The following is a 16,917-nucleotide window of genomic DNA, read 5'->3' on the forward strand; positions in this document are numbered from 1 at the left end:
CTTTATTTTCATATCATTTAATTCGCTGCCGCAAAAGAGGCCTTGCCGCGTCAAGTTTGCGCACCATCTACTTGCGGTTAACGTTCATCTATCCACGGTTGTCGCGCAGCCGATGCCGTGTGAGGCCGGTGACAACATCATCGGCGGTTATCGAGCCGACCACGCTGCCGTTATCAACGATGGCGATGGTGCCGCGCTGACGAGCCAGCCCATCCATGATGTCGATGAGAGGCGTATCCGGAGAGGCGGAAGCGGAGATCGGGACCGCGCTTGTCGCGGCCGAGACGCCTTTCGTCATGATGTCGCCCGCCGTCAGCATGCTGATCGGGTTCATGTGGCGGACGAAATCGGCGACGTAATCATCAGCCGGATCGCGGACAATTTCCTGCGGCGTGCCGCACTGGATGATCTGGCCGCCTTCCATGATGGCGATGCGATTGCCGATGCGGAAGGCTTCGTCGAGGTCATGGCTGACGAAAAGGATCGTCTTTTTCAACCTGTGCTGGAATTCCAGCAATTCATCCTGAAGTTTCGTGCGGATCAGGGGATCCAGCGCCGAAAAGGGCTCGTCCATCAGGAGGATGGGCGCGCCGGTGGCGAAGGCACGGGCTAGGCCGACTCGCTGCTGCATGCCGCCTGAAAGCTCTCCGACGCGCCGGTCCGCCCATTGGCTGAGGCCGACCAGTTCAAGCTGTTCGCCGATTCGCCGCTTGCGCTCCGTTTCCGATACACCCGCAAGTTCGAGGCCGAAGCCGACATTTTCGGCAACCGACCGCCACGGCAGAAGTCCGAACTGCTGGAAGACCATGGAGACCGTGTGCATGCGCAGTTCGCGCAGTGTCCGGGCGTTGGCCCTGTAGGGATCGACCGGGCCGGCGGGTGTCGCGACGCTGACGTTGCCGCGCACCACGGGAGCAAGGCCATTGACTGCGCGCAGAAGCGTGGACTTGCCAGAGCCGGAAAGCCCCATCAGGACGAGGATTTCTCCTTCGCGGATCGACAGGGAGGCATTCGAGACGCCGACGACGATGCCGGTCTGAGCACTGATCTCGTCGCGGCTTCGGCCAGCATCGAGCAGCGGCAGCGCGGCTTTAGGCTCGTTGCCGAACACGATGTCGACATTACTGAATGTGACGCAGTCTCGGGTCGAGTTGACGGTCATGGCGCATCTGCCTTTCCGCTCTTGAATAGGCGATCGAGGATGATGGCGAGGATGACGATGCAGAGCCCGGCTTCGAAGCCACGGGCGATGTTGACCGTATTAAGCGCCCGCACGACCGGAACGCCGAGGCCGTTTGCGCCGACGAGCGCGGAAATGACGACCATGGACAGGGACAGCATGATGGTCTGGGTCAGCCCGGCCATGATCTGCGGCATCGCGTAGGGGAGTTCCACCTTGCGCAGCACCTGGCCGGATGTGGCGCCGAATGCGACGGCCGCTTCGGTGAGCGCCCCCGGCGTGGAAATGATGCCGAGGCGGGTAAGCCGGATCGGTGCGGGAATGGCGAAGATGACGGTGGCAATCAGGCCCGGCACCATGCCGAGGCCGAAAAGGATGAGTGCGGGGATGAGATAGACGAAGGTCGGGATGGTCTGCATCAGGTCGAGGACCGGGCGCATGCCCTGATAAATCCATTCACGCCGTGCCGCTGCGATGCCGAGCGGTATGCCGATCGCCATGCTGACTACGGTGGCCGCCAGCACGAGCGCCAGCGTCTCTGTCGTTTCCTTCCAGTAGCCGAGATTGTAGATCAGCAACAAGCCGAGACAGGTGAAGGCTGCGACGCCGAATGAGCGGCGCAGGCCGTAGGCAAGGGCGGTGAAGATCGCGATGAGCAGAAACGGGTGCGGATATTGCAGCACCGCCAGAAGCGCGTCGATCACCTTCGACAGAATATGCGACAGCCAGTCGAAAAACCAGCTTGCATTGCCCGTCAGCCAGTCGACGGCATTTTTCGCCCAGTTGCCCAGGCGCAGCTTTCCACTCGAGTCAACGAGCCAGTCGGGTAGCCAGTTCACGTCCGGTACCACCTCAAAATATTAAACGGGCTTGGGGACAAGGGCCGGAGAACCGGCCCTTGCCGTCGAACGATCAGAGACCGAGTTCTGCCTTGACGGCATCAAGGCCCGGCTTGCCGTCCTTGGTCGTGACACCGGCCAGCCATGGCTCGATCGCTGCGCCATTGGCCTTCAGCCAGTCGGTCGCAGCGACTTCCGGCTCTTCTGCGTCATTCAGGATGCCGCCCATGATCTCGTTTTCCATCGGCAGCGAGAATTTCAGGTTCTTGATGAAGGCGCCGACATTGGGGCATTCCTCGGTGAAGCCGGAGCGCACGTTTGTATAGACTTCCGCACCACCGAAATTCGGACCGAACACGTCATCGCCGCCGGTCAGATAGGTCAGCTTGAAATTGGCGTTCATCGGATGCGGTTCCCAGCCGAGGAAGACGACCGGTTCGCCGGCCTTGTCTGCACGGGCGACCTGGGCGAGCATGCCCTGCTCGGAGGATTCCACCACTTCCAGCTTCTTCAGGCCGAACGTGTCCTTCTCGATCATGCCGAGGATCAGGCGGTTGCCGTCATTGCCCGGCTCGATGCCGTAGATCTTGCCGCCGAGAGCGTCTGCATGAGCGGCGATATCCTTGAAATCCTTGATGCCGAGTTCGGCGCCTTTGGCATTGGTGGCAAGCGTATATTTCGCGCCGGTGAGATTAGGCCCGAAAGATTCGACCGACTTTTCGGTCAGGAACGGACGGACGTCGGCTTCCTGCGTCGGCATCCAGTTGCCGAGGAAGACGTCGATATCCTTGTTCTTCAGCGACGAATAGGTGACGGGCACGGACAGGACCTTGATGTCTGTCTGGTAGCCCAATGCCTTCAGGAGAACGGAGGCGGTTGCGGTGGTTGCCGTGATGTCTGTCCAGCCGACATCGGAGAAGCGGACGGTGCCACAGGCGGCCGGCTCGGCAGCGGATGCGCTGGCAGCAAAACCGGATAGAGCGGCAGAGACGGCGACGGTGAAGGCCAGCGATTTATGGATGCGCATGAAGTGCTCCCGTTCTTTCTTGTTCCCGGCCATTATCAATAACTTCCTGTTGCAAGCAAGCATGCGCGTTTACGCCGCAGGACACAGGTCATTTGCGACATTCAGTCCGGTATCGGCAAAATTGTCACGATGAGGCGCTTGCTAAGCCCGATGCCCCGGTTGTGACTTGATCTAACTCATGTCAGGGCGGATAGAAGCTGATCGTTATCTGCTCAATCCCGGAAACAACATTGATGCCCACTTCTTTTTCCCTGTCGCGACGAAGCTTCGTGCTTGGTTCCGTCTCCATGACGGCTGCACTTGCCGGCTGCAGCACCACGAGCCAGCCGAATGTCGTTCCGGTCGCAGCGCAACGGCCGATCGGTCCTCCCGATGAGGCAGAGCTGCAGGCGCGTTATGCGGCTGTGGAAGACGGTGGATACCAGCTTCCGGCCATACCGTATCAGCAGATCGACCCGAAATATTACCGGCAGCGAGTGATCGATCCGACAGGCGAAAAGCCGAACACGATCGTCGTCGATACCCCCAACCGATTCCTCTATGTCGTAGAGCCGGGTGGTACGGCGATGCGTTATGGCGTCAGCATCGGCCGCGATGGTTTTATGTGGGAAGGCGAGGGCGTCATCCAGTGGCGGCAGCCCTGGCCGCGGTGGAAGGTGCCGGACGAGATGGTTGCCCGCCAGCCGTCGCTGGCGCGCTATTCGGTCAAAGCCGGTGGTATGGAGCCGGGCATCAAGAACCCGCTCGGTGCGCGCGCGCTCTATATCTTCAAGGATGGCCAGGACACGCTTTATCGCCTGCACGGTTCGCCGGAATGGAAGTCGATCGGCACGGCGGCATCATCCGGTTGCGTGCGCTTCGTCAACCAGGATATTCTCGACCTCTATACCCGCGTTCCCTACCATGCCCGTATCGTCGTGCATCAGGGATCGCTTCGGACGGCCTGACGTCCAGATTTATAAGGCAGCGTGTCGGATTTTTATCCGGCCGCTCGTCCTCCGCGTGAAAGGAAGGCAGAATGCCTTCCGCTCTGCTGGAGGAGAAGATCATGACACGTTATCTGGTCGCCATTCACCACCCCGACGATTACGATCCCGCCGCCTTGGAAGACGAGGCGATGCATCGCGATATCGACGTGCTCAACGAGGAGATGCTTGAGGCCGGTATCCGGTTGTTCGTCGGTGGTCTTCATCCAGTCGCTGTTGCGAAATCGTTGAAAGCCGGGCCGGGCGGCGAGGTCGAGATTACCGACGGGCCTTATCTGAAGACACGCGAACATGTCGGCGGCTTCTGGGTGCTTGAGGCGGCCGACATGGATGAAGCGCTCGAATGGGGACGCAAGGCCGCGATCGCCTGCAAGGCGCCGGTCGAGGTTCGCGCGTTTCACTGACGCGGAGACGGTCAGGGCCGATCAGCCATCTGTCGAGATCGTCACGGCCTTCCAGTCATCGATCTCCTGCTGTAGACGGGTGATCCTCTCGGAGACAAATTTCAGCGCATCGCTGCCGAGCAATAATTGCGGTGGTGGTGCATCGGACTGGATCACGGTCAGGACGGCAGCAGCAAGCTTGGCCGGGTCACCCAGTTGCCTGCCGCTTTTTTCCTGCCGGGCCTGGCGAATCGGGTCGAACAGCGCGTCATAGTCAGCAATAGACCTTTCGGTACGGATCATCGAGCGACCTGCCCAGTCGGTACGAAACGAACCGGGGCAAAGCGTGGTGACATGTACGCCGAAAGGCGACATTTCCGAGCGCATCACCTCCGAAATGCCCTGGAGGGCGAACTTGCTGCCGCAATAATAGCCTATGCCGGGCATGGTGATCATGCCGCCCATGGAAGTGACATTGACGATGAAACCGTGGCGTCTCTGACGGAAGCGCGGCAGGAAGGCTTTGGCGACGGCGACTGCGCCGAAGACGTTGACATCGAACTGGCGCCGCATCTCTTCGATCGAGGATTCCTCCAGCACGCCTTCGTGGCCATAACCGGCATTGTTGATGAGAACATCGACGGGGCCATGATCTTTTTCAGTCTGTTCGACGACGGCGGGTATGCGGTCGAAATCGGTGACATCGCAGAGTGTGGTGTGAATATCCGGCAGTTGCGCGACAAGGCTTGCCCTGGAAGCTTCGGACCGGACTGTGCCGATGACGGTGTGGCCTGCGGCGCTGGCGGCGGTTGCAATGGCAAGGCCGAAACCCGAATTGGCTCCGGTGATGAAGAATGTCCTATTCGTCATGAGACGCATCCTCGATTGATCGTGGACTTGGCAGATAATATGATATTCCTATGTATTCGACGGTGGATTCTCTGAGAAGATTGCCAATTCCTATGAATGCGTGTGATGACATGTCCGGCCGGGAAAAATTGGTCAGGCTGGCCGCGGAGCTTGCTACTCGCCATGGTTACAATGCCACTCGGCTCGAGAGCGTGAGGCTGCTGCGCAGTGAAACCGTGCTCAATGACGTCCCGGTTCTCTACAGACCCGGAGCAGTGTTCGTGCTGCAGGGATGCAAGCAGGGGATGCTCGATGATCAGATCTATCTGTATGACGAGGAACATTATCTTGCCGTCTCGATGCCGGTTCCGTTCAGGATGGGATCGGTTGCCAGCAGCGAGCATCCGCTTCTCGCCGTCTATGTCGAGTTCGACATGGTGCTTGCCGCCGAGATCGCTGCACAGGTTACGGAGCATATCGATATAGGAGCAGGCAGGCCGCGAAGCCTGATCTCAAGCAGGATGGATGCCGGTATTGCGGACGCGTTGCTGCGGTTGCTGACGGCGCTTGGAGATCCCATCGAGGCTACCGTTCTGGGGAGCGGCATTCTTCGCGAGCTTCATTACCGGGTGCTTGTCGGCCCGCAGGGCGGCGCGATGATCGCGGCTCTGCAGCAGGACGGAGCAGCAGGACGCGTTGTCCGAAGCCTCAAATTTCTCAGGGAGAACTACGGCGCAGGTATCTCTGTCGTAGACCTGGCGAGCAATGCCGGGATGAGCGTGCCGTCCTACCATAGTCATTTCAAGGAGCTGACCGGGAGCAGCCCGATACAATATGTCAAGGCGATGCGGTTGCACGAGGCGAGGCTGATGATTGCGCGCCGCGGCAAGATCACCGACGTGGCCACATCGGTCGGATACGCGAGCACCTCGCAATTTGCGAGAGACTTTCGGCGACATTTCGGGCGCACCGCGTCTGAGGAAATGAAGTGGGTTCGCCATCATCTGGGTGAGGTGGAGTGAGGACGATTGCCTATTTGAGCATCGGCCAGGTATCGGAAAGCTTGTAGCCGCCGGGGAAGGGGTCGGAGGGATCGAGCATCAGTTGAGAGGTGCCGCTTATCCAGGCACGGCCGGTGATCGAGGGGATGATGGCCTTGTTCCCGGCGATTTCCGTTTCCCTGACGATCTCTCCGACGAAGCATGTGCCGATGATCGAGATGCCGGTCAAGGTTTCGCCTTCCTTCATCTGGCCGCGTGCGTGAAGCAGGGCCATGCGTGCCGAGACGGCAGTGCCGGTCGGAGAGCGGTCGATCTTGCCGGGCTGGATGGCGACGACGGATTTCGCCGTGAGTTCGCCGTCCTCATGATATGTTTTGCCGGCAAACAGGCAGAAGGAGATGTGGTTCCAGCCGATGTCTTCCGGATGCGAAAAGCCCAACTGCCGGTTTGCCTCATTGGTGATCCTGATGCCGGTTTCGGCGATCAGCCGGGCATTTTCTGGAATGAGATCGATGCCGATCTCGTCAGGATCGACGACGACGAAGCTGTCGCCGCCATATGCGGTATCGACCGTGATGGTTCCGAGGCCCGGGACGTCGAGCGATGCGTCGAGCTTCTGGGCGAAACTCTTGACGTTGGTGACGGTGATGCGCTCGGCCTTGCCGTTTGCGCATTCGACCTCGACCTCGACCAAGCCGGCTGGCGCTTCCAAAACCATTTTCGTAATGGGTTCGGTCATCGGGATGATGCCGCTGTCGAGCAGGACGGTTGCGACGCAAATGGAGTTCGAGCCGGACATGGGCGGCGTGTCTTCCGGCTCCATGATGATCCAGCCCATCTGGGCTTTAGGGTTCTTTGGCGGCACGAGAAGGTTGACGTGGCGAAAGACGCCGCCGCGCGGTTCGTTGAGAACGAAATTCCGCAAGGTCTGGTCTTTTGCGATAAAGCGCGACTGTTCCCAGACCGTATCGCCCGGAGGCGGTGCGACGCCGCCGACAATGACATCCCCGACTTCGCCTTCGGCATGGCAGGTGACGATGTGGATGATTTTGGATGAACGCATTGCTTTGTCCTTGGAGATGTCGGGTCGCTTTTCGGAAGAGCTTTGCTTGACGGCGCCGCACTTTCCGCATTCGCAAATATGCTAACCAGCAATTGCTGGTGCGACAACGCATGGAGGATTTGCATGGACCGGTTCGTGGTGATTTCCGGATGTTCGGGTGGGGGAAAGTCCACGCTTCTGGCGGAGCTCGGTGCTCGTGGATTTTCCGTGGTGGAGGAGCCGGGACGGCGGATCGTAAGGCAGGAAATGCAAGGCGAGGGGAGATCGCTGCCCTGGGTGGATCTTGCCGCCTTTGCGCGGCTGGCGATCGATATGGCGGTTGCCGACAGGCAGGCTGCTGCCGGGAATACAGGCTGGACGTTTTTCGATCGCGGGCTGATCGATGCCGCCGTCGCATTGGAACAGGTGACCGGAGAGCCCATGGCCAAGCGATGGAATGAGATCCATCCGTATCATCCGGCGGTTTTCATGACGCCGCCATGGCCGGAAATCTATGAAGGTGATGCCGAGCGGCAGCATTCGCTGGATGATGCGGTTGCGGAATATGAACGCCTTGCCGCAGCTTATCCCAAACTCGGCTATGAGGTGACGGTCCTGCCGAAGGTCTCTGTTGTCGAGCGTGCCGATTTCGTCCTTTCCGCTCTCGGTTGAGCGGCGCTATTTCTTCTTCGGCTTGAAGTCGATGATCAGCGATTTGAGTTCGACTTCCCGGACGCGATATGCGGCTTCACTGGGTGAAAGCCAGGCAATCTCTCGCTGGCCGCGTTCCTTGAAGTTCTTTTCGACCTCCGTCACCTCGACCTGGAAAACATCGACGACACAGGGGGCGACATCGCCATTGTCCAGCCATTTTAGATAGGTGTAGCGGCCGACCGGCTTCTTTTTCGCATCTCCGCGCACACCTGCTTCCTGGAAGGCTTCGATCTCGGCCGCCTCGTGCGGTTGTTTCTTCTTCATCGGCCAGCCTTTGGGAATTACCCAGCGGCCGCTGTCCCGCGATGTAATGACAAGTATTTCGATGGCGTTGCCATCACCCGCCCAGCGAAAGCAGAGCGCGCCATATTGCTGGCGAAACTCTCCGCTGAAAAGCTTCTCCGGCATCTGGGCAAGCTGCTGCAGCAGCGTCCGTGGCTTCGGGCTCTGTTTGGGGTTTTGCGACTTCTTGTCTTTGGTGACAGGTTTCATATCCCGTCTAAATGCCGATTTTTGCGGTTGATTCCAGTCGTCCGATGGCTTTTATGACAGTTTTGTGACGGCCCTGATGTTGGCGCCGCAGCAGGGATTATTGTGATGATGAGTATTTTCCGGAAGTTGATGCCGCGCGAAGACAAGTTCTTCGACATGTTTTCCGAACATTCGCGGACCGTCGTAGAGGCGGCCGAGGCGCTGGGCGAGCTTCTCAACGGAAAGGATGTCGATGCGAATTGCGAGCGTATCGTCATGCTCGAGGATCGTGCGGACGATATTACGCGCGACGTTCTGCTTGCAGTCCGTCGCAGCTTCATCACGCCATTCGATCGCGGTGACATCAAGGATCTCATTCAGTCGATGGATGATGCGATCGACATGATGCACAAGACGGTGAAGACCATTCGACTGTTCGAGCAGTCCGAATTCGATCCCCTGATGCGGCAGATGGGCGAAGAGGTGGTCAAGGCGGCGCATCTTGTTGCGGAAGCCATCCCGCTGCTCGACAAGCTTGGCGCCAATGCGCAGCGCCTCAGCGCGATTGCGGAAGAGGTGATGCGTGTCGAAGGCCGCTCCGACGATCTGCACGACCAGGGTCTCAAGGACCTCTTTCAGCGGCATGGCGCTTCCGGCAATGCCATGGCCTACATGATCGGCAGCGAGATCTACGGCGAACTCGAAAAGGTCGTCGACCGCTTCGAGGATGTCGCCAATGAAATCAGCGGTATCGTGATCGAGAACGTCTGATGGACCTGACACTCGCCTTTCCGCTGCTGGTCGGTTTGATCGGCATCGCGCTGTTCTTCGATTTTCTCAATGGCCTGCATGATGCGGCAAACTCGATCGCGACGATCGTTTCGACCCGCGTGCTGAAGCCGCAATATGCGGTGGCCTGGGCCGCCTTTTTCAATTTCATCGCCTTCATGTTCTTCGGCCTGCATGTGGCCGAAACGCTTGGAACCGGCATCATCGATCCGGGCATCGTCTCGCCTGCGGTCATCTTTGCGGCGCTGATGGGGGCGATCATCTGGAATATCGTCACCTGGATATTCGGGATCCCGTCCAGTTCTTCGCATGCATTGGTCGGCGGGCTGATCGGCGCCGGGCTTGCAAAGGTGGGGATTTCCTCGATCGTCTGGGGTGGCTTCCTGAAAACCGCGGGTGCGATCTTCCTGTCGCCGGCAATCGGATTTTTCCTGGCGCTGGTGCTGGTTCTTACCGTCTCCTGGATTTTCGTGCGCCAGACGCCGTTTGCGGTCGACCGGACCTTTCGCATCATGCAGTTCGTTTCCGCCTCGCTCTATTCGCTCGGCCATGGCGGCAATGATGCGCAGAAGACGATGGGGATCATCGCAGTGCTGCTGTTCAGTCAGGGCTATCTCGGGTCGGAGTTCTACGTGCCCTTCTGGGTGGTCATCACCTGCCAGTCGGCCATGGCGCTCGGCACGCTGTTCGGCGGCTGGCGGATCGTTCACACGATGGGATCGAAGATCACGCGGCTTAATCCCATGCAGGGATTTTGCGCCGAGACGGGAGGGGCGCTGACGTTGTTCGGTGCGACATGGCTCGGCATTCCGGTTTCGACCACGCACACGATCACCGGCGCGATCGTCGGTGTCGGTGCTGCGCGGCGCGTCTCAGCGGTGCGCTGGGGGCTTGCCGGCAATATCGTGATCGCCTGGATCGTGACCATGCCGGCTGCGGCCCTGATCTCCTATCTGACCTATCATATCGTGACGCTGTTCGGCTAAACGGCCGCGAGCCACCCGCAAAAATCTGTGGTTATCCGGCGGCCTGTCTTCCGCTTGCCGCCGGAGGGTAAGAAAACGCCTGTCATGGCCAAGCTCTATTTCCATTACGCGACGATGAACGCCGGCAAGTCGACCATGCTCTTGCAGGCCTCCTACAATTATCGGGAACGCGGCATGCGCACGGTGATCTTCATCGCCGCGCTGGATGAGCGAGCCGGCAAGGGTAAGGTCGCTTCACGCATAGGGCTTTCTTCCGAAGCTATTCCCTTTGGCCAGAGCGATGATCTTTTTACGGCCATCGCTGACATGCACACACAGGAACCGATCGCCTGCGTTTTCGTCGACGAGGCACAGTTTCTTTCGGCAGAGCAGGTATGGCAACTGGCGCGGGTCTCGGACCGGGTCGGTATTCCCGTCATGGCCTATGGTTTGCGCACCGATTTTCAGGGCAAGCTTTTTCCGGGGTCGTATGAACTGCTGGCGATTGCCGACGAGTTGCGGGAAGTCCGAACCATCTGTCATTGCGGCCGCAAGGCGACGATGGTCGTCAGGGTCGACGAGGCAGGCGAGGTGATCCGCGAGGGCGCTCAGGTCGAGGTGGGCGGCAATGAGAAATACGTTTCACTTTGCCGGCGGCATTGGGAAGAAAAGATGCGCTGCGACTAAGCCCTCGGCGCCAGCCCCCTAAAAAAACGGGGAGGCTTCGTTCTATTGACCAATGTCAAAGCGCCAAAGTCCTGCAGCGGTAAAACGCACTCATCGCGGTCGTGCCGCGGACCCTCGCAGGAGAATTCGATGATCAGAACGATACTGAAGACCGCCACGCTGGCTGCTGGCGCGGTTCTGCTGGCTTTGCCGGCACTGTCCGCCGAAATCGAGATCAAGATGCTCAACAAGGGCTCTGACGGTCAGGCAATGGTCTTCGAACCGGCCGCCGTGAAGGCCGCTCCGGGCGATACGATTAAGTTTGTCTCTGTCGACAAGGGGCACGATGCGGCTTCCATGCCAGGTCTGGTTCCGGAAGGTGTGGCCGATATCAAGGGCAAGATCAGCCAGGATCTGGTTGTGACCGTCGATCAGGCCGGGGCCTATGTCTTCAAGTGCACGCCACATTTCGGCATGGGCATGATTGCGCTCGTTGTCGTCGGTGACGCACCATCCAACATTGACGCAGTCAAGGCCGCCAAGATGCCGAAGAAGGCAAAGGAACGCCTCGACGCCGAGATTGCAAAGCTCGGTCTCTGAGCTTGCCGCTTTTCAAACCAGAACTTTTCATCACCTAAGCATTCCCCTTTTTATCACCTAGTTATTATTGCAGGGCCGCTGTCGTCAAAATGCGCAGCGGCCCTATTTCTTTCTCCGGGCAGGGAGGAAGAGATGAAGGTAGAGAGTTCCACTCGCTTCGAGGACACGGTGGCCGAAATTCGCGCCGGTCTGAAAGCTGTCGTTGAAGCCGGCACGCATTTGCTGGCAGTGATCCCCGGGCCGATGAGCACGCCGCGGCTGCTGCAAGGCGACGCTTTTGACGAACTTGGCGCGCGACGCTTGGCACTGCTTATGCTGCAGAAAAGCGTCTATCCCGAACTCGCTGCACATGTGGCAGAGATCGGCGCTGCCGTGGACGAGCAGCGGGCAATTTTCAACGACAGGGAAACCCCGCTGGCGAGTGACCTGTTTCTCGGCTTGTTTTCCAGAAAAGCAATGCGCCGCCGGATCGAAAGGCGAGCAGCGAGAGCCGGTGGGGTCGAGCGGTTGCGGACGATCCTTGGCCGGGCGGACAGGCTGGCGGGGCTTATCGAGACGCATCGCCAGACCGTGATCGGCCAGCGGATAGCGGCTGAAGACGCGCTGACAACGCTCGCAGCTTTCAAGGTGAGTGACGTGGCGGGAGTGTCAGCGAGGCTCGGCGAAGGGAATGAAGGCGCAAGCGAATACGGTCCGGCTTTCGAAAGCATGATTGGCCTGGTCGATCCGGTTTCGCGTGCCTTTAATAGCGGTGTGCGTGATCTGAACCTGCTTTTGCAGAAGCTTGGCTTCGATATCGAGAACCTTCTCGATCTCTATTCGGTCATGCTTTCCTTCGATCGTGAAAGGGAGGCGCATAGCCTTTCGCCTGATGCCTATCCGCACCTTTCCAGGCCGGTCTGGCGCCTCGGAAACGGTCTTTTGCCGGGCGCGAGGCTCGATCGCAGCCGGCAGAGGACCGATATCGCATTTGCCAAGCGTTTCGAGGATGCCTGAAATATCGGCTGTGAAGCCTTCAGAAACGGGAGTGCGACGTTATCCCTTTCGAATTTGTTCCAGTCCTGCCTATGGCAAGTGTTGTAGTCGATGGATCGGCATCATATGTCAGCGATGACCGATCGGCTTCCAGGAGGACTAGATGCGCGACCAGATCACCGGATTCTTCAAAGGCGTCGCTGCTGCCATCGGGCGTGGCGTCCGGATATTGGTCGCGTGGTTGATTTGGCCGCTGATGGCGGCGCATGGCTGGTATCGCGGACGCCGTCTCTGGGTGAAGGGTCCGATTGCGATCTTCGCAGTGCTGCTCGTTGCCTTATACGGTTATTTCATCTGGCAAACGCAGGTCTGGCGCGGTTTTGATCCGAATTTCGTTGACACCTATCGATGGAACGAGCGCAACATGCCTGCCGGCCAGGAGTTGCCTGTACCCGGTGTCGAGGCTCAAGCGCAGGCGCAGACTGCCGGCACGTCCGGTATAGCTGCCGCCAAACAATGCCAGACATCCGCTATCGCGGATGCGGCGGCCGATCTCACCGACATGAACGTCAACAAGAATGCGTGGATATCCTCCATGCTTCTCTACCGTCTCGGCTTTTTCGGGATGGACTGGGACCATACGCCTTTCCTCGATAACAAGGCGTCGTTCCAGCGCGGCGTGAACCAGGCCGTGCGCCGCACCTCGGTGGAGCTGGTCGATACGCTGGCGCGGATGCGGGGAACTTCTGGCGTCAATACCAATCTTCAGGATGCGCGCAGCAATCTGCAGTTCGACGAATATTCCTGGTATTTCGGATTGAGCCCGTTTGGCCCGAAGACGCCGACGCCGAGCTATTATCGGGCGGCGATCAACAGCCTGCACAAGTTCAACACCGAGCTGGGCAACTGCTCGGCAACATTCGACAGCCGCGCCGACAATCTCGTGCAGTTCATTGACCGTGTGGCGAACGATCTCGGCGGCACGTCTGCCATCCTTCGCGAGCGTTCGGAAAACTATAACGGCGGTTGGTTCGACACGCGGGCGGATGACCGTTTCTGGTTCGCCTATGGGCAGATTTACGGCTATTATGCAATTCTGTCTGCTGCTGGCGCTGATTTCTCGCAGGTCATTCGCGAGCGTAATCTCGCTCCGTTGTGGACCGACATGCTGAAACAGATGCAGGCAGCGCTGCGCATCCAGCCGGCCATCATTTCAAACGGTGCCGAAGATGGCTGGATCATGCCGACCCATCTTGCGGTGATGGGCTTTTATACCCTACGTGTCCGCTCCAATCTGGTGGAGATCCGGCTGGTGCTCGACCGCTAAAGCTCGTCGCGATCTTCCAGATTCGCTTGCCATGGTTTCGCTCTTTGCGTTTACCGCATGTCTTTATCCCGAAAGGGGTGACCATTTTCGGAAGACACGAGGTAAAGCAAGTTGGTCAGCCCTTGAGAAGATCTTCGTCGGGGATGAAACCGATCTTCGTACTTGCCTGTGGGAAGAGTTCGTATGTCATGCCGATGACGTCACCCTGTCCCGCGCCGTCTGCGCGGAATTTTCCGACGCTGCGGACGAACTTGAAGTTCGTGGGGCCTGTCTTTACCCGATAGAGATTGTGGAAGGTCAGTTGCGAGGCGCTCGCGCGCTCAAAAGTTTCCATCATCACAGTCAGGTCATCGGGATGGATGGCCGCACTGAGCCTGACAAGATCAAGTGGTCCGTCGCAATGCGTAATTCCGAAAATCTGGCAGTATTCGATCGTGCCGAATAGATGGCCGCTGTCGACGTTGAAGCGCCAGAAGCCGCAGAGGCGAAACGAGCCGACAAGTTCCAGAACTTCCCTATCGCTCAAGCCGACAAGCTGGTGTTGGGCCTCGTAAGGTTTGCGCGAATGCTCGATCCAGGATGCCAATTTCAGTTTTTCTCCAGCCGGGGCTGCTTTGATCTATGCAATAAGCCTAAGTCTGAGAGCCTTCGCTACAAGCTGGGTGCGGTTGACACAATCGAGTTTTTTGATGGCGTTGGTCATGTAGGCGTTTACCGTGTGATCGGACAAGGTGAGTATTTGGCCGATCTCGACCGAGGTTTTGCCCTGAGCTGTCCAGCGCACCACTTCGAGTTCGCGAACTGTGAGGGGAGAGGGCGGTGCCTTGCGTTCGTTGCGCCTGATCTTTTCGAACATATCGAACGAATGCAGGGTGATCATGCCGATCTCGTTGAGCTCGACCTGGGTGAGGCGAGGGCGGGCGCCATCGAAGCGCATGATGAAGCGCTCGCCTTCAAGTGAATGAAGTGTCATTGCGACACTGGTGATCAATCCATAGCGCCGCTGAAGATCTTCGATAGCGCTGTCGACAGGGAAGGGGCGAGATTGAAGCGGATCCCCAATAGACCAGCAGAACGGTAACTTCGACTGGATGATGATATCGGCAAGAGCGCATTTTTCGAGCAGGCGCTTGCGGTCGAATTCCGCAAAATACGGCTCAGGAATGCTGCTTTGCACAATCATACGAGACAGCAGCTTTTCGTCGGGATTATTCAGCGACAGCAAGGTGATGTGCTGCAAACTGAATTCATGCGTAACCCGTCGCAAGGCCAAAAATAGACCTTCTTGCGAATGGGCCGCAGATATCTCGCTGCTCAGCACCGACTGCCGTTCGTGAGTTATCATCAGTTTTTCGGGTTCAAAGGAGCTATGTTATTGTTAATAAATATACTACTTACGTTTAATAGCCAGCGGAAAGTCGTCTAAATCCCACCAGTTAACAACTTTTATGACATGTGGTCATGTTGTTTATTTGATTTCAGTCACTTATGGGCAAATGCCGCGCATGGGAAAATAAGCTCGCGGCCGCTTTTCTTAACGTAAAGCCGGAAAGCTGCGCTTCGCCGAGTATTCTGAAGCGATGGCTTGCTGCAATGCATCGAGCATTCTGCAGGAGGTGTGGCAGGCTATCACGCAAGAAGCCGATGCCCTTGGCCAAGGGATAAATGCGGTCTCACGTCAATTCTAGCCGCCCGCGGAAGCAATCGCATTGATCGCCTCCGGGATCGTGAGCGTGGAGTAAACCCGATTTCTTCCGTTTGCCTTTGCCAGATAAAGAAGCTGGTCGGCTGCGTTGAGCTGGTTCTCAAAGGTTTCGCCCGGCTCGAATTCGACGACGCCTATGGATATTGTCGCTGATATGGAACGGTTACCGACCTCGATCACACGCTCTTCGATCCTTTTGCGCAGTTCTTCGCAGAAGGAGTGTGCCTGAAACGCGTCCAGCTGGCTCAGGCATATGGCGAATTCCTCGCCGCCGATGCGGGCAGGCATGTGCTTTGCCGGAATGCACATGTCAGCCATGACGAGCGAAATCGCCTGCAAGACGGCGTCGCCGGCATCATGGCCGTAGGTGTCGTTCACGGTCTTGAAGTGGTCGATATCGAGAAGGGCGATCGAGCCTTGCGTGGCGTCCCTGCCATGCTGGCGCGTGGTCGAGAAGAAATGGCGCCGGTTGGCGAGGCCGGTGAGATAATCCTGTTCCGCCAGGCGCCGGAGATGATTGAGCTGCGTCAGTGTCTCGACATTGTTGTCGATGCGGCATTTGAGCTCTTCATGGACGAAAGGCCGATAGATGAAATCCGACGCTCCGGCTTTCAGGAAGCTCGCAGACAGAAGCCGATCCGACGAGGACGAAATGCCGATGATGCGCAACTGTTCGGAATTACGCGTCTGGCGAATACGGCGGGTCAGCTCGTATCCGTCCATGTCTGCCATGTGGTGGTCGGTGATGACGAGATCGATCGTCTCGTCGCTCGTCAGAATTTCAAGTGCCTGCCTGCCCGAGCGCGCTTCCAGAACGTGGAAATTCTGACGGCTGAGGATTTCGACGAGTTCCGAACGGGCGGCGCGGGCGTCATCGACAACAAGTATCTTATGGGCGCTGTTGGCAAGGATACGGCTGACGGTCTGCACAACCTTGTCTACCGTTTTTGTGCCGTCCTTGACGATATAGTCGACGATCTTTTTCCTGGTGCAGCGCTCCCTTGTGTCCGCATCGAACATTGCCGTGAAGACGATTGTTGGAATTTCCTCTTGCAGCAACATGTCGAGGATTTCGCCATTGGGGGCATCGGGAAGGTTGAGGCCGGTCAGGGCAAGCAGGAACGTGCCTTCGGCGATGTTCTTACGGGCCGCCGAGAGGGAGCCGCAACGTGTGACGGTGGCGCCTGTTTCCTCTTCCAGTCTTTGGGTGAGCAAGGTCGAGAGCGCGACGGAATCCTCGACGAGAAGTATCCTTTCCCCCTGCTTCAATCGCAGCCCGTTAATGGAAAGCAAATTCTCGCGGCCAACCGTCATGTCTTTCTCCAGTGCAGTCTATGCATCGGATAAGCGACATGGATTACGAATCAATTATTCAGTTCGAGACTTTGCTCCTGCGGC

At 58.2% G+C, this 16,917-nt stretch carries 19 protein-coding genes; 10 read left to right on the forward strand and 9 right to left on the reverse strand.

The annotated features are described in order from the left end of the window. Positions 1–88: 88 nt before the first annotated feature. The 3 genes from choV to JZX87_RS17150 all read right to left on the reverse strand — a co-directional run bounded on the left by choV (position 89) and on the right by JZX87_RS17150 (position 3,046). Entirely contained in the window at positions 89–1,162 is a 1,074-nt protein-coding gene (gene choV / locus JZX87_RS17140) for a choline ABC transporter ATP-binding protein (RefSeq protein ID WP_206826958.1), read from the reverse strand. After that, positions 1,159–2,019, reverse strand: coding sequence for a choline ABC transporter permease subunit (gene choW / locus JZX87_RS17145; RefSeq protein WP_183685214.1), 861 nt, complete (start codon positions 2,017–2,019; stop codon positions 1,159–1,161). Before choW ends, choV begins: the two co-directional genes overlap by 4 nt. A gap of 73 nt (positions 2,020–2,092) precedes the next feature. Continuing rightward, positions 2,093–3,046, reverse strand: a complete 954-nt coding sequence (locus JZX87_RS17150; protein ID WP_206826959.1) for a choline ABC transporter substrate-binding protein — start codon at positions 3,044–3,046, stop codon at positions 2,093–2,095. 233 nt (positions 3,047–3,279) lie between these two features. On the opposite strand from JZX87_RS17150, the gene JZX87_RS17155 reads away from it, so the two are divergent. Both JZX87_RS17155 and JZX87_RS17160 read left to right on the forward strand, forming a co-directional pair. Continuing rightward, on the forward strand, positions 3,280–3,993 hold the full coding sequence (locus JZX87_RS17155) for a L,D-transpeptidase (protein ID WP_148145653.1): 714 nt from the start codon (positions 3,280–3,282) through the stop codon (positions 3,991–3,993). Between the two features lie 71 nt (positions 3,994–4,064). Further along, positions 4,065–4,436 (forward strand): YciI family protein, encoded by a 372-nt coding sequence (locus JZX87_RS17160; protein ID WP_286194813.1) that lies wholly within the window; start codon positions 4,065–4,067, stop codon positions 4,434–4,436. A 21-nt stretch (positions 4,437–4,457) separates the two neighbouring features. On the opposite strand, the gene JZX87_RS17165 is transcribed toward JZX87_RS17160, so the two are convergent. Continuing rightward, a complete protein-coding gene (locus JZX87_RS17165) occupies positions 4,458–5,285 on the reverse strand; it encodes an oxidoreductase (protein ID WP_206826960.1) in 828 nt (275 codons plus the stop codon). Positions 5,286–5,377: 92 nt separating this feature from the next. Here JZX87_RS17165 and JZX87_RS17170 point away from each other — a divergent pair, with 92 nt between their 5' ends. Continuing rightward, positions 5,378–6,286 carry an AraC family transcriptional regulator gene (locus JZX87_RS17170; protein ID WP_206826961.1) on the forward strand — a complete coding sequence of 303 codons (909 nt, stop codon included), beginning with the start codon at positions 5,378–5,380 and terminating at the stop codon, positions 6,284–6,286. A gap of 10 nt (positions 6,287–6,296) precedes the next feature. Here JZX87_RS17170 and JZX87_RS17175 read toward each other — a convergent pair whose 3' ends face one another. Beyond that, the gene (locus JZX87_RS17175) at positions 6,297–7,328 is read right to left on the reverse strand and encodes a trans-3-hydroxy-L-proline dehydratase (protein ID WP_206826963.1); all 1,032 of its coding nucleotides are present in this window, start codon (positions 7,326–7,328) and stop codon (positions 6,297–6,299) included. 123 nt (positions 7,329–7,451) lie between these two features. Between JZX87_RS17175 and JZX87_RS17180 the strand changes: the two genes are divergently transcribed. Further along, on the forward strand, positions 7,452–7,979 hold the full coding sequence (locus tag JZX87_RS17180) for an AAA family ATPase (protein WP_206826964.1): 528 nt from the start codon (positions 7,452–7,454) through the stop codon (positions 7,977–7,979). 6 nt (positions 7,980–7,985) lie between these two features. Here the strand turns inward: JZX87_RS17180 and JZX87_RS17185 are convergent, their stop codons facing one another. Continuing rightward, the gene (locus tag JZX87_RS17185) at positions 7,986–8,513 is read right to left on the reverse strand and encodes an NUDIX hydrolase (RefSeq protein ID WP_206826965.1); all 528 of its coding nucleotides are present in this window, start codon (positions 8,511–8,513) and stop codon (positions 7,986–7,988) included. A gap of 105 nt (positions 8,514–8,618) precedes the next feature. Here JZX87_RS17185 and JZX87_RS17190 point away from each other — a divergent pair, with 105 nt between their 5' ends. The 6 genes from JZX87_RS17190 (at position 8,619) to JZX87_RS17215 (ending at position 13,814) form a co-directional block, all read left to right on the forward strand. Continuing rightward, entirely contained in the window at positions 8,619–9,263 is a 645-nt protein-coding gene (locus JZX87_RS17190) for a DUF47 domain-containing protein (RefSeq protein WP_183821350.1), read from the forward strand. Beyond that, on the forward strand, positions 9,263–10,267 hold the full coding sequence (locus JZX87_RS17195; protein ID WP_148145646.1) for an inorganic phosphate transporter: 1,005 nt from the start codon (positions 9,263–9,265) through the stop codon (positions 10,265–10,267). Before JZX87_RS17190 ends, JZX87_RS17195 begins: the two co-directional genes overlap by 1 nt. A gap of 84 nt (positions 10,268–10,351) precedes the next feature. Next, positions 10,352–10,933, forward strand: coding sequence for a thymidine kinase (locus JZX87_RS17200; protein ID WP_183989876.1), 582 nt, complete (start codon positions 10,352–10,354; stop codon positions 10,931–10,933). A 129-nt stretch (positions 10,934–11,062) separates the two neighbouring features. Continuing rightward, on the forward strand, positions 11,063–11,512 hold the full coding sequence (locus JZX87_RS17205) for a pseudoazurin (protein WP_148145644.1): 450 nt from the start codon (positions 11,063–11,065) through the stop codon (positions 11,510–11,512). Between the two features lie 132 nt (positions 11,513–11,644). Beyond that, positions 11,645–12,508 (forward strand): hypothetical protein, encoded by an 864-nt coding sequence (locus JZX87_RS17210; protein WP_206826966.1) that lies wholly within the window; start codon positions 11,645–11,647, stop codon positions 12,506–12,508. Between the two features lie 142 nt (positions 12,509–12,650). Beyond that, positions 12,651–13,814 (forward strand): DUF2333 family protein, encoded by a 1,164-nt coding sequence (locus JZX87_RS17215; protein ID WP_206826967.1) that lies wholly within the window; start codon positions 12,651–12,653, stop codon positions 13,812–13,814. 115 nt (positions 13,815–13,929) lie between these two features. Here JZX87_RS17215 and JZX87_RS17220 read toward each other — a convergent pair whose 3' ends face one another. The 3 genes from JZX87_RS17220 to JZX87_RS17230 form a co-directional block, all read right to left on the reverse strand. Next, positions 13,930–14,400, reverse strand: coding sequence for a PAS domain-containing protein (locus JZX87_RS17220; RefSeq protein WP_206826968.1), 471 nt, complete (start codon positions 14,398–14,400; stop codon positions 13,930–13,932). Between the two features lie 33 nt (positions 14,401–14,433). After that, positions 14,434–15,159: a helix-turn-helix transcriptional regulator gene (locus tag JZX87_RS17225; RefSeq protein ID WP_206826969.1), complete on the reverse strand. Its 726-nt coding sequence runs from the start codon at positions 15,157–15,159 to the stop codon at positions 14,434–14,436. 339 nt (positions 15,160–15,498) lie between these two features. Then, positions 15,499–16,833 carry a GGDEF domain-containing response regulator gene (locus JZX87_RS17230; protein ID WP_206826970.1) on the reverse strand — a complete coding sequence of 445 codons (1,335 nt, stop codon included), beginning with the start codon at positions 16,831–16,833 and terminating at the stop codon, positions 15,499–15,501. Positions 16,834–16,917 lie beyond the last annotated feature (84 nt).

Origin of the sequence: Agrobacterium sp. Ap1, from assembly GCF_017313375.1 — a bacterium.
GTDB classification, from domain to species: Bacteria; Pseudomonadota; Alphaproteobacteria; order Rhizobiales; family Rhizobiaceae; genus Neorhizobium; species Neorhizobium cellulosilyticum.

Coding starts and splice junctions, on each gene's coding strand:
- JZX87_RS17190 (WP_183821350.1), top strand. CDS start 8,619: ATGATGAGTATTTTCCGGAAGTTGATGCCGCGCGAAGACAAGTTCTTC.
- JZX87_RS17200 (WP_183989876.1), top strand. CDS start 10,352: ATGGCCAAGCTCTATTTCCATTACGCGACGATGAACGCCGGCAAGTCG.
- choV (WP_206826958.1), bottom strand. CDS start 1,162: ATGACCGTCAACTCGACCCGAGACTGCGTCACATTCAGTAATGTCGAC.
- JZX87_RS17210 (WP_206826966.1), top strand. CDS start 11,645: ATGAAGGTAGAGAGTTCCACTCGCTTCGAGGACACGGTGGCCGAAATT.
- JZX87_RS17160 (WP_286194813.1), top strand. CDS start 4,065: ATGCCTTCCGCTCTGCTGGAGGAGAAGATCATGACACGTTATCTGGTC.
- JZX87_RS17230 (WP_206826970.1), bottom strand. CDS start 16,833: ATGACGGTTGGCCGCGAGAATTTGCTTTCCATTAACGGGCTGCGATTG.
- JZX87_RS17155 (WP_148145653.1), top strand. CDS start 3,280: ATGCCCACTTCTTTTTCCCTGTCGCGACGAAGCTTCGTGCTTGGTTCC.
- JZX87_RS17225 (WP_206826969.1), bottom strand. CDS start 15,159: ATGATAACTCACGAACGGCAGTCGGTGCTGAGCAGCGAGATATCTGCG.
- JZX87_RS17170 (WP_206826961.1), top strand. CDS start 5,378: ATGAATGCGTGTGATGACATGTCCGGCCGGGAAAAATTGGTCAGGCTG.
- JZX87_RS17175 (WP_206826963.1), bottom strand. CDS start 7,328: ATGCGTTCATCCAAAATCATCCACATCGTCACCTGCCATGCCGAAGGC.
- JZX87_RS17195 (WP_148145646.1), top strand. CDS start 9,263: ATGGACCTGACACTCGCCTTTCCGCTGCTGGTCGGTTTGATCGGCATC.
- JZX87_RS17165 (WP_206826960.1), bottom strand. CDS start 5,285: ATGACGAATAGGACATTCTTCATCACCGGAGCCAATTCGGGTTTCGGC.
- JZX87_RS17215 (WP_206826967.1), top strand. CDS start 12,651: ATGCGCGACCAGATCACCGGATTCTTCAAAGGCGTCGCTGCTGCCATC.
- JZX87_RS17150 (WP_206826959.1), bottom strand. CDS start 3,046: ATGCGCATCCATAAATCGCTGGCCTTCACCGTCGCCGTCTCTGCCGCT.
- JZX87_RS17185 (WP_206826965.1), bottom strand. CDS start 8,513: ATGAAACCTGTCACCAAAGACAAGAAGTCGCAAAACCCCAAACAGAGC.
- JZX87_RS17205 (WP_148145644.1), top strand. CDS start 11,063: ATGATCAGAACGATACTGAAGACCGCCACGCTGGCTGCTGGCGCGGTT.
- JZX87_RS17180 (WP_206826964.1), top strand. CDS start 7,452: ATGGACCGGTTCGTGGTGATTTCCGGATGTTCGGGTGGGGGAAAGTCC.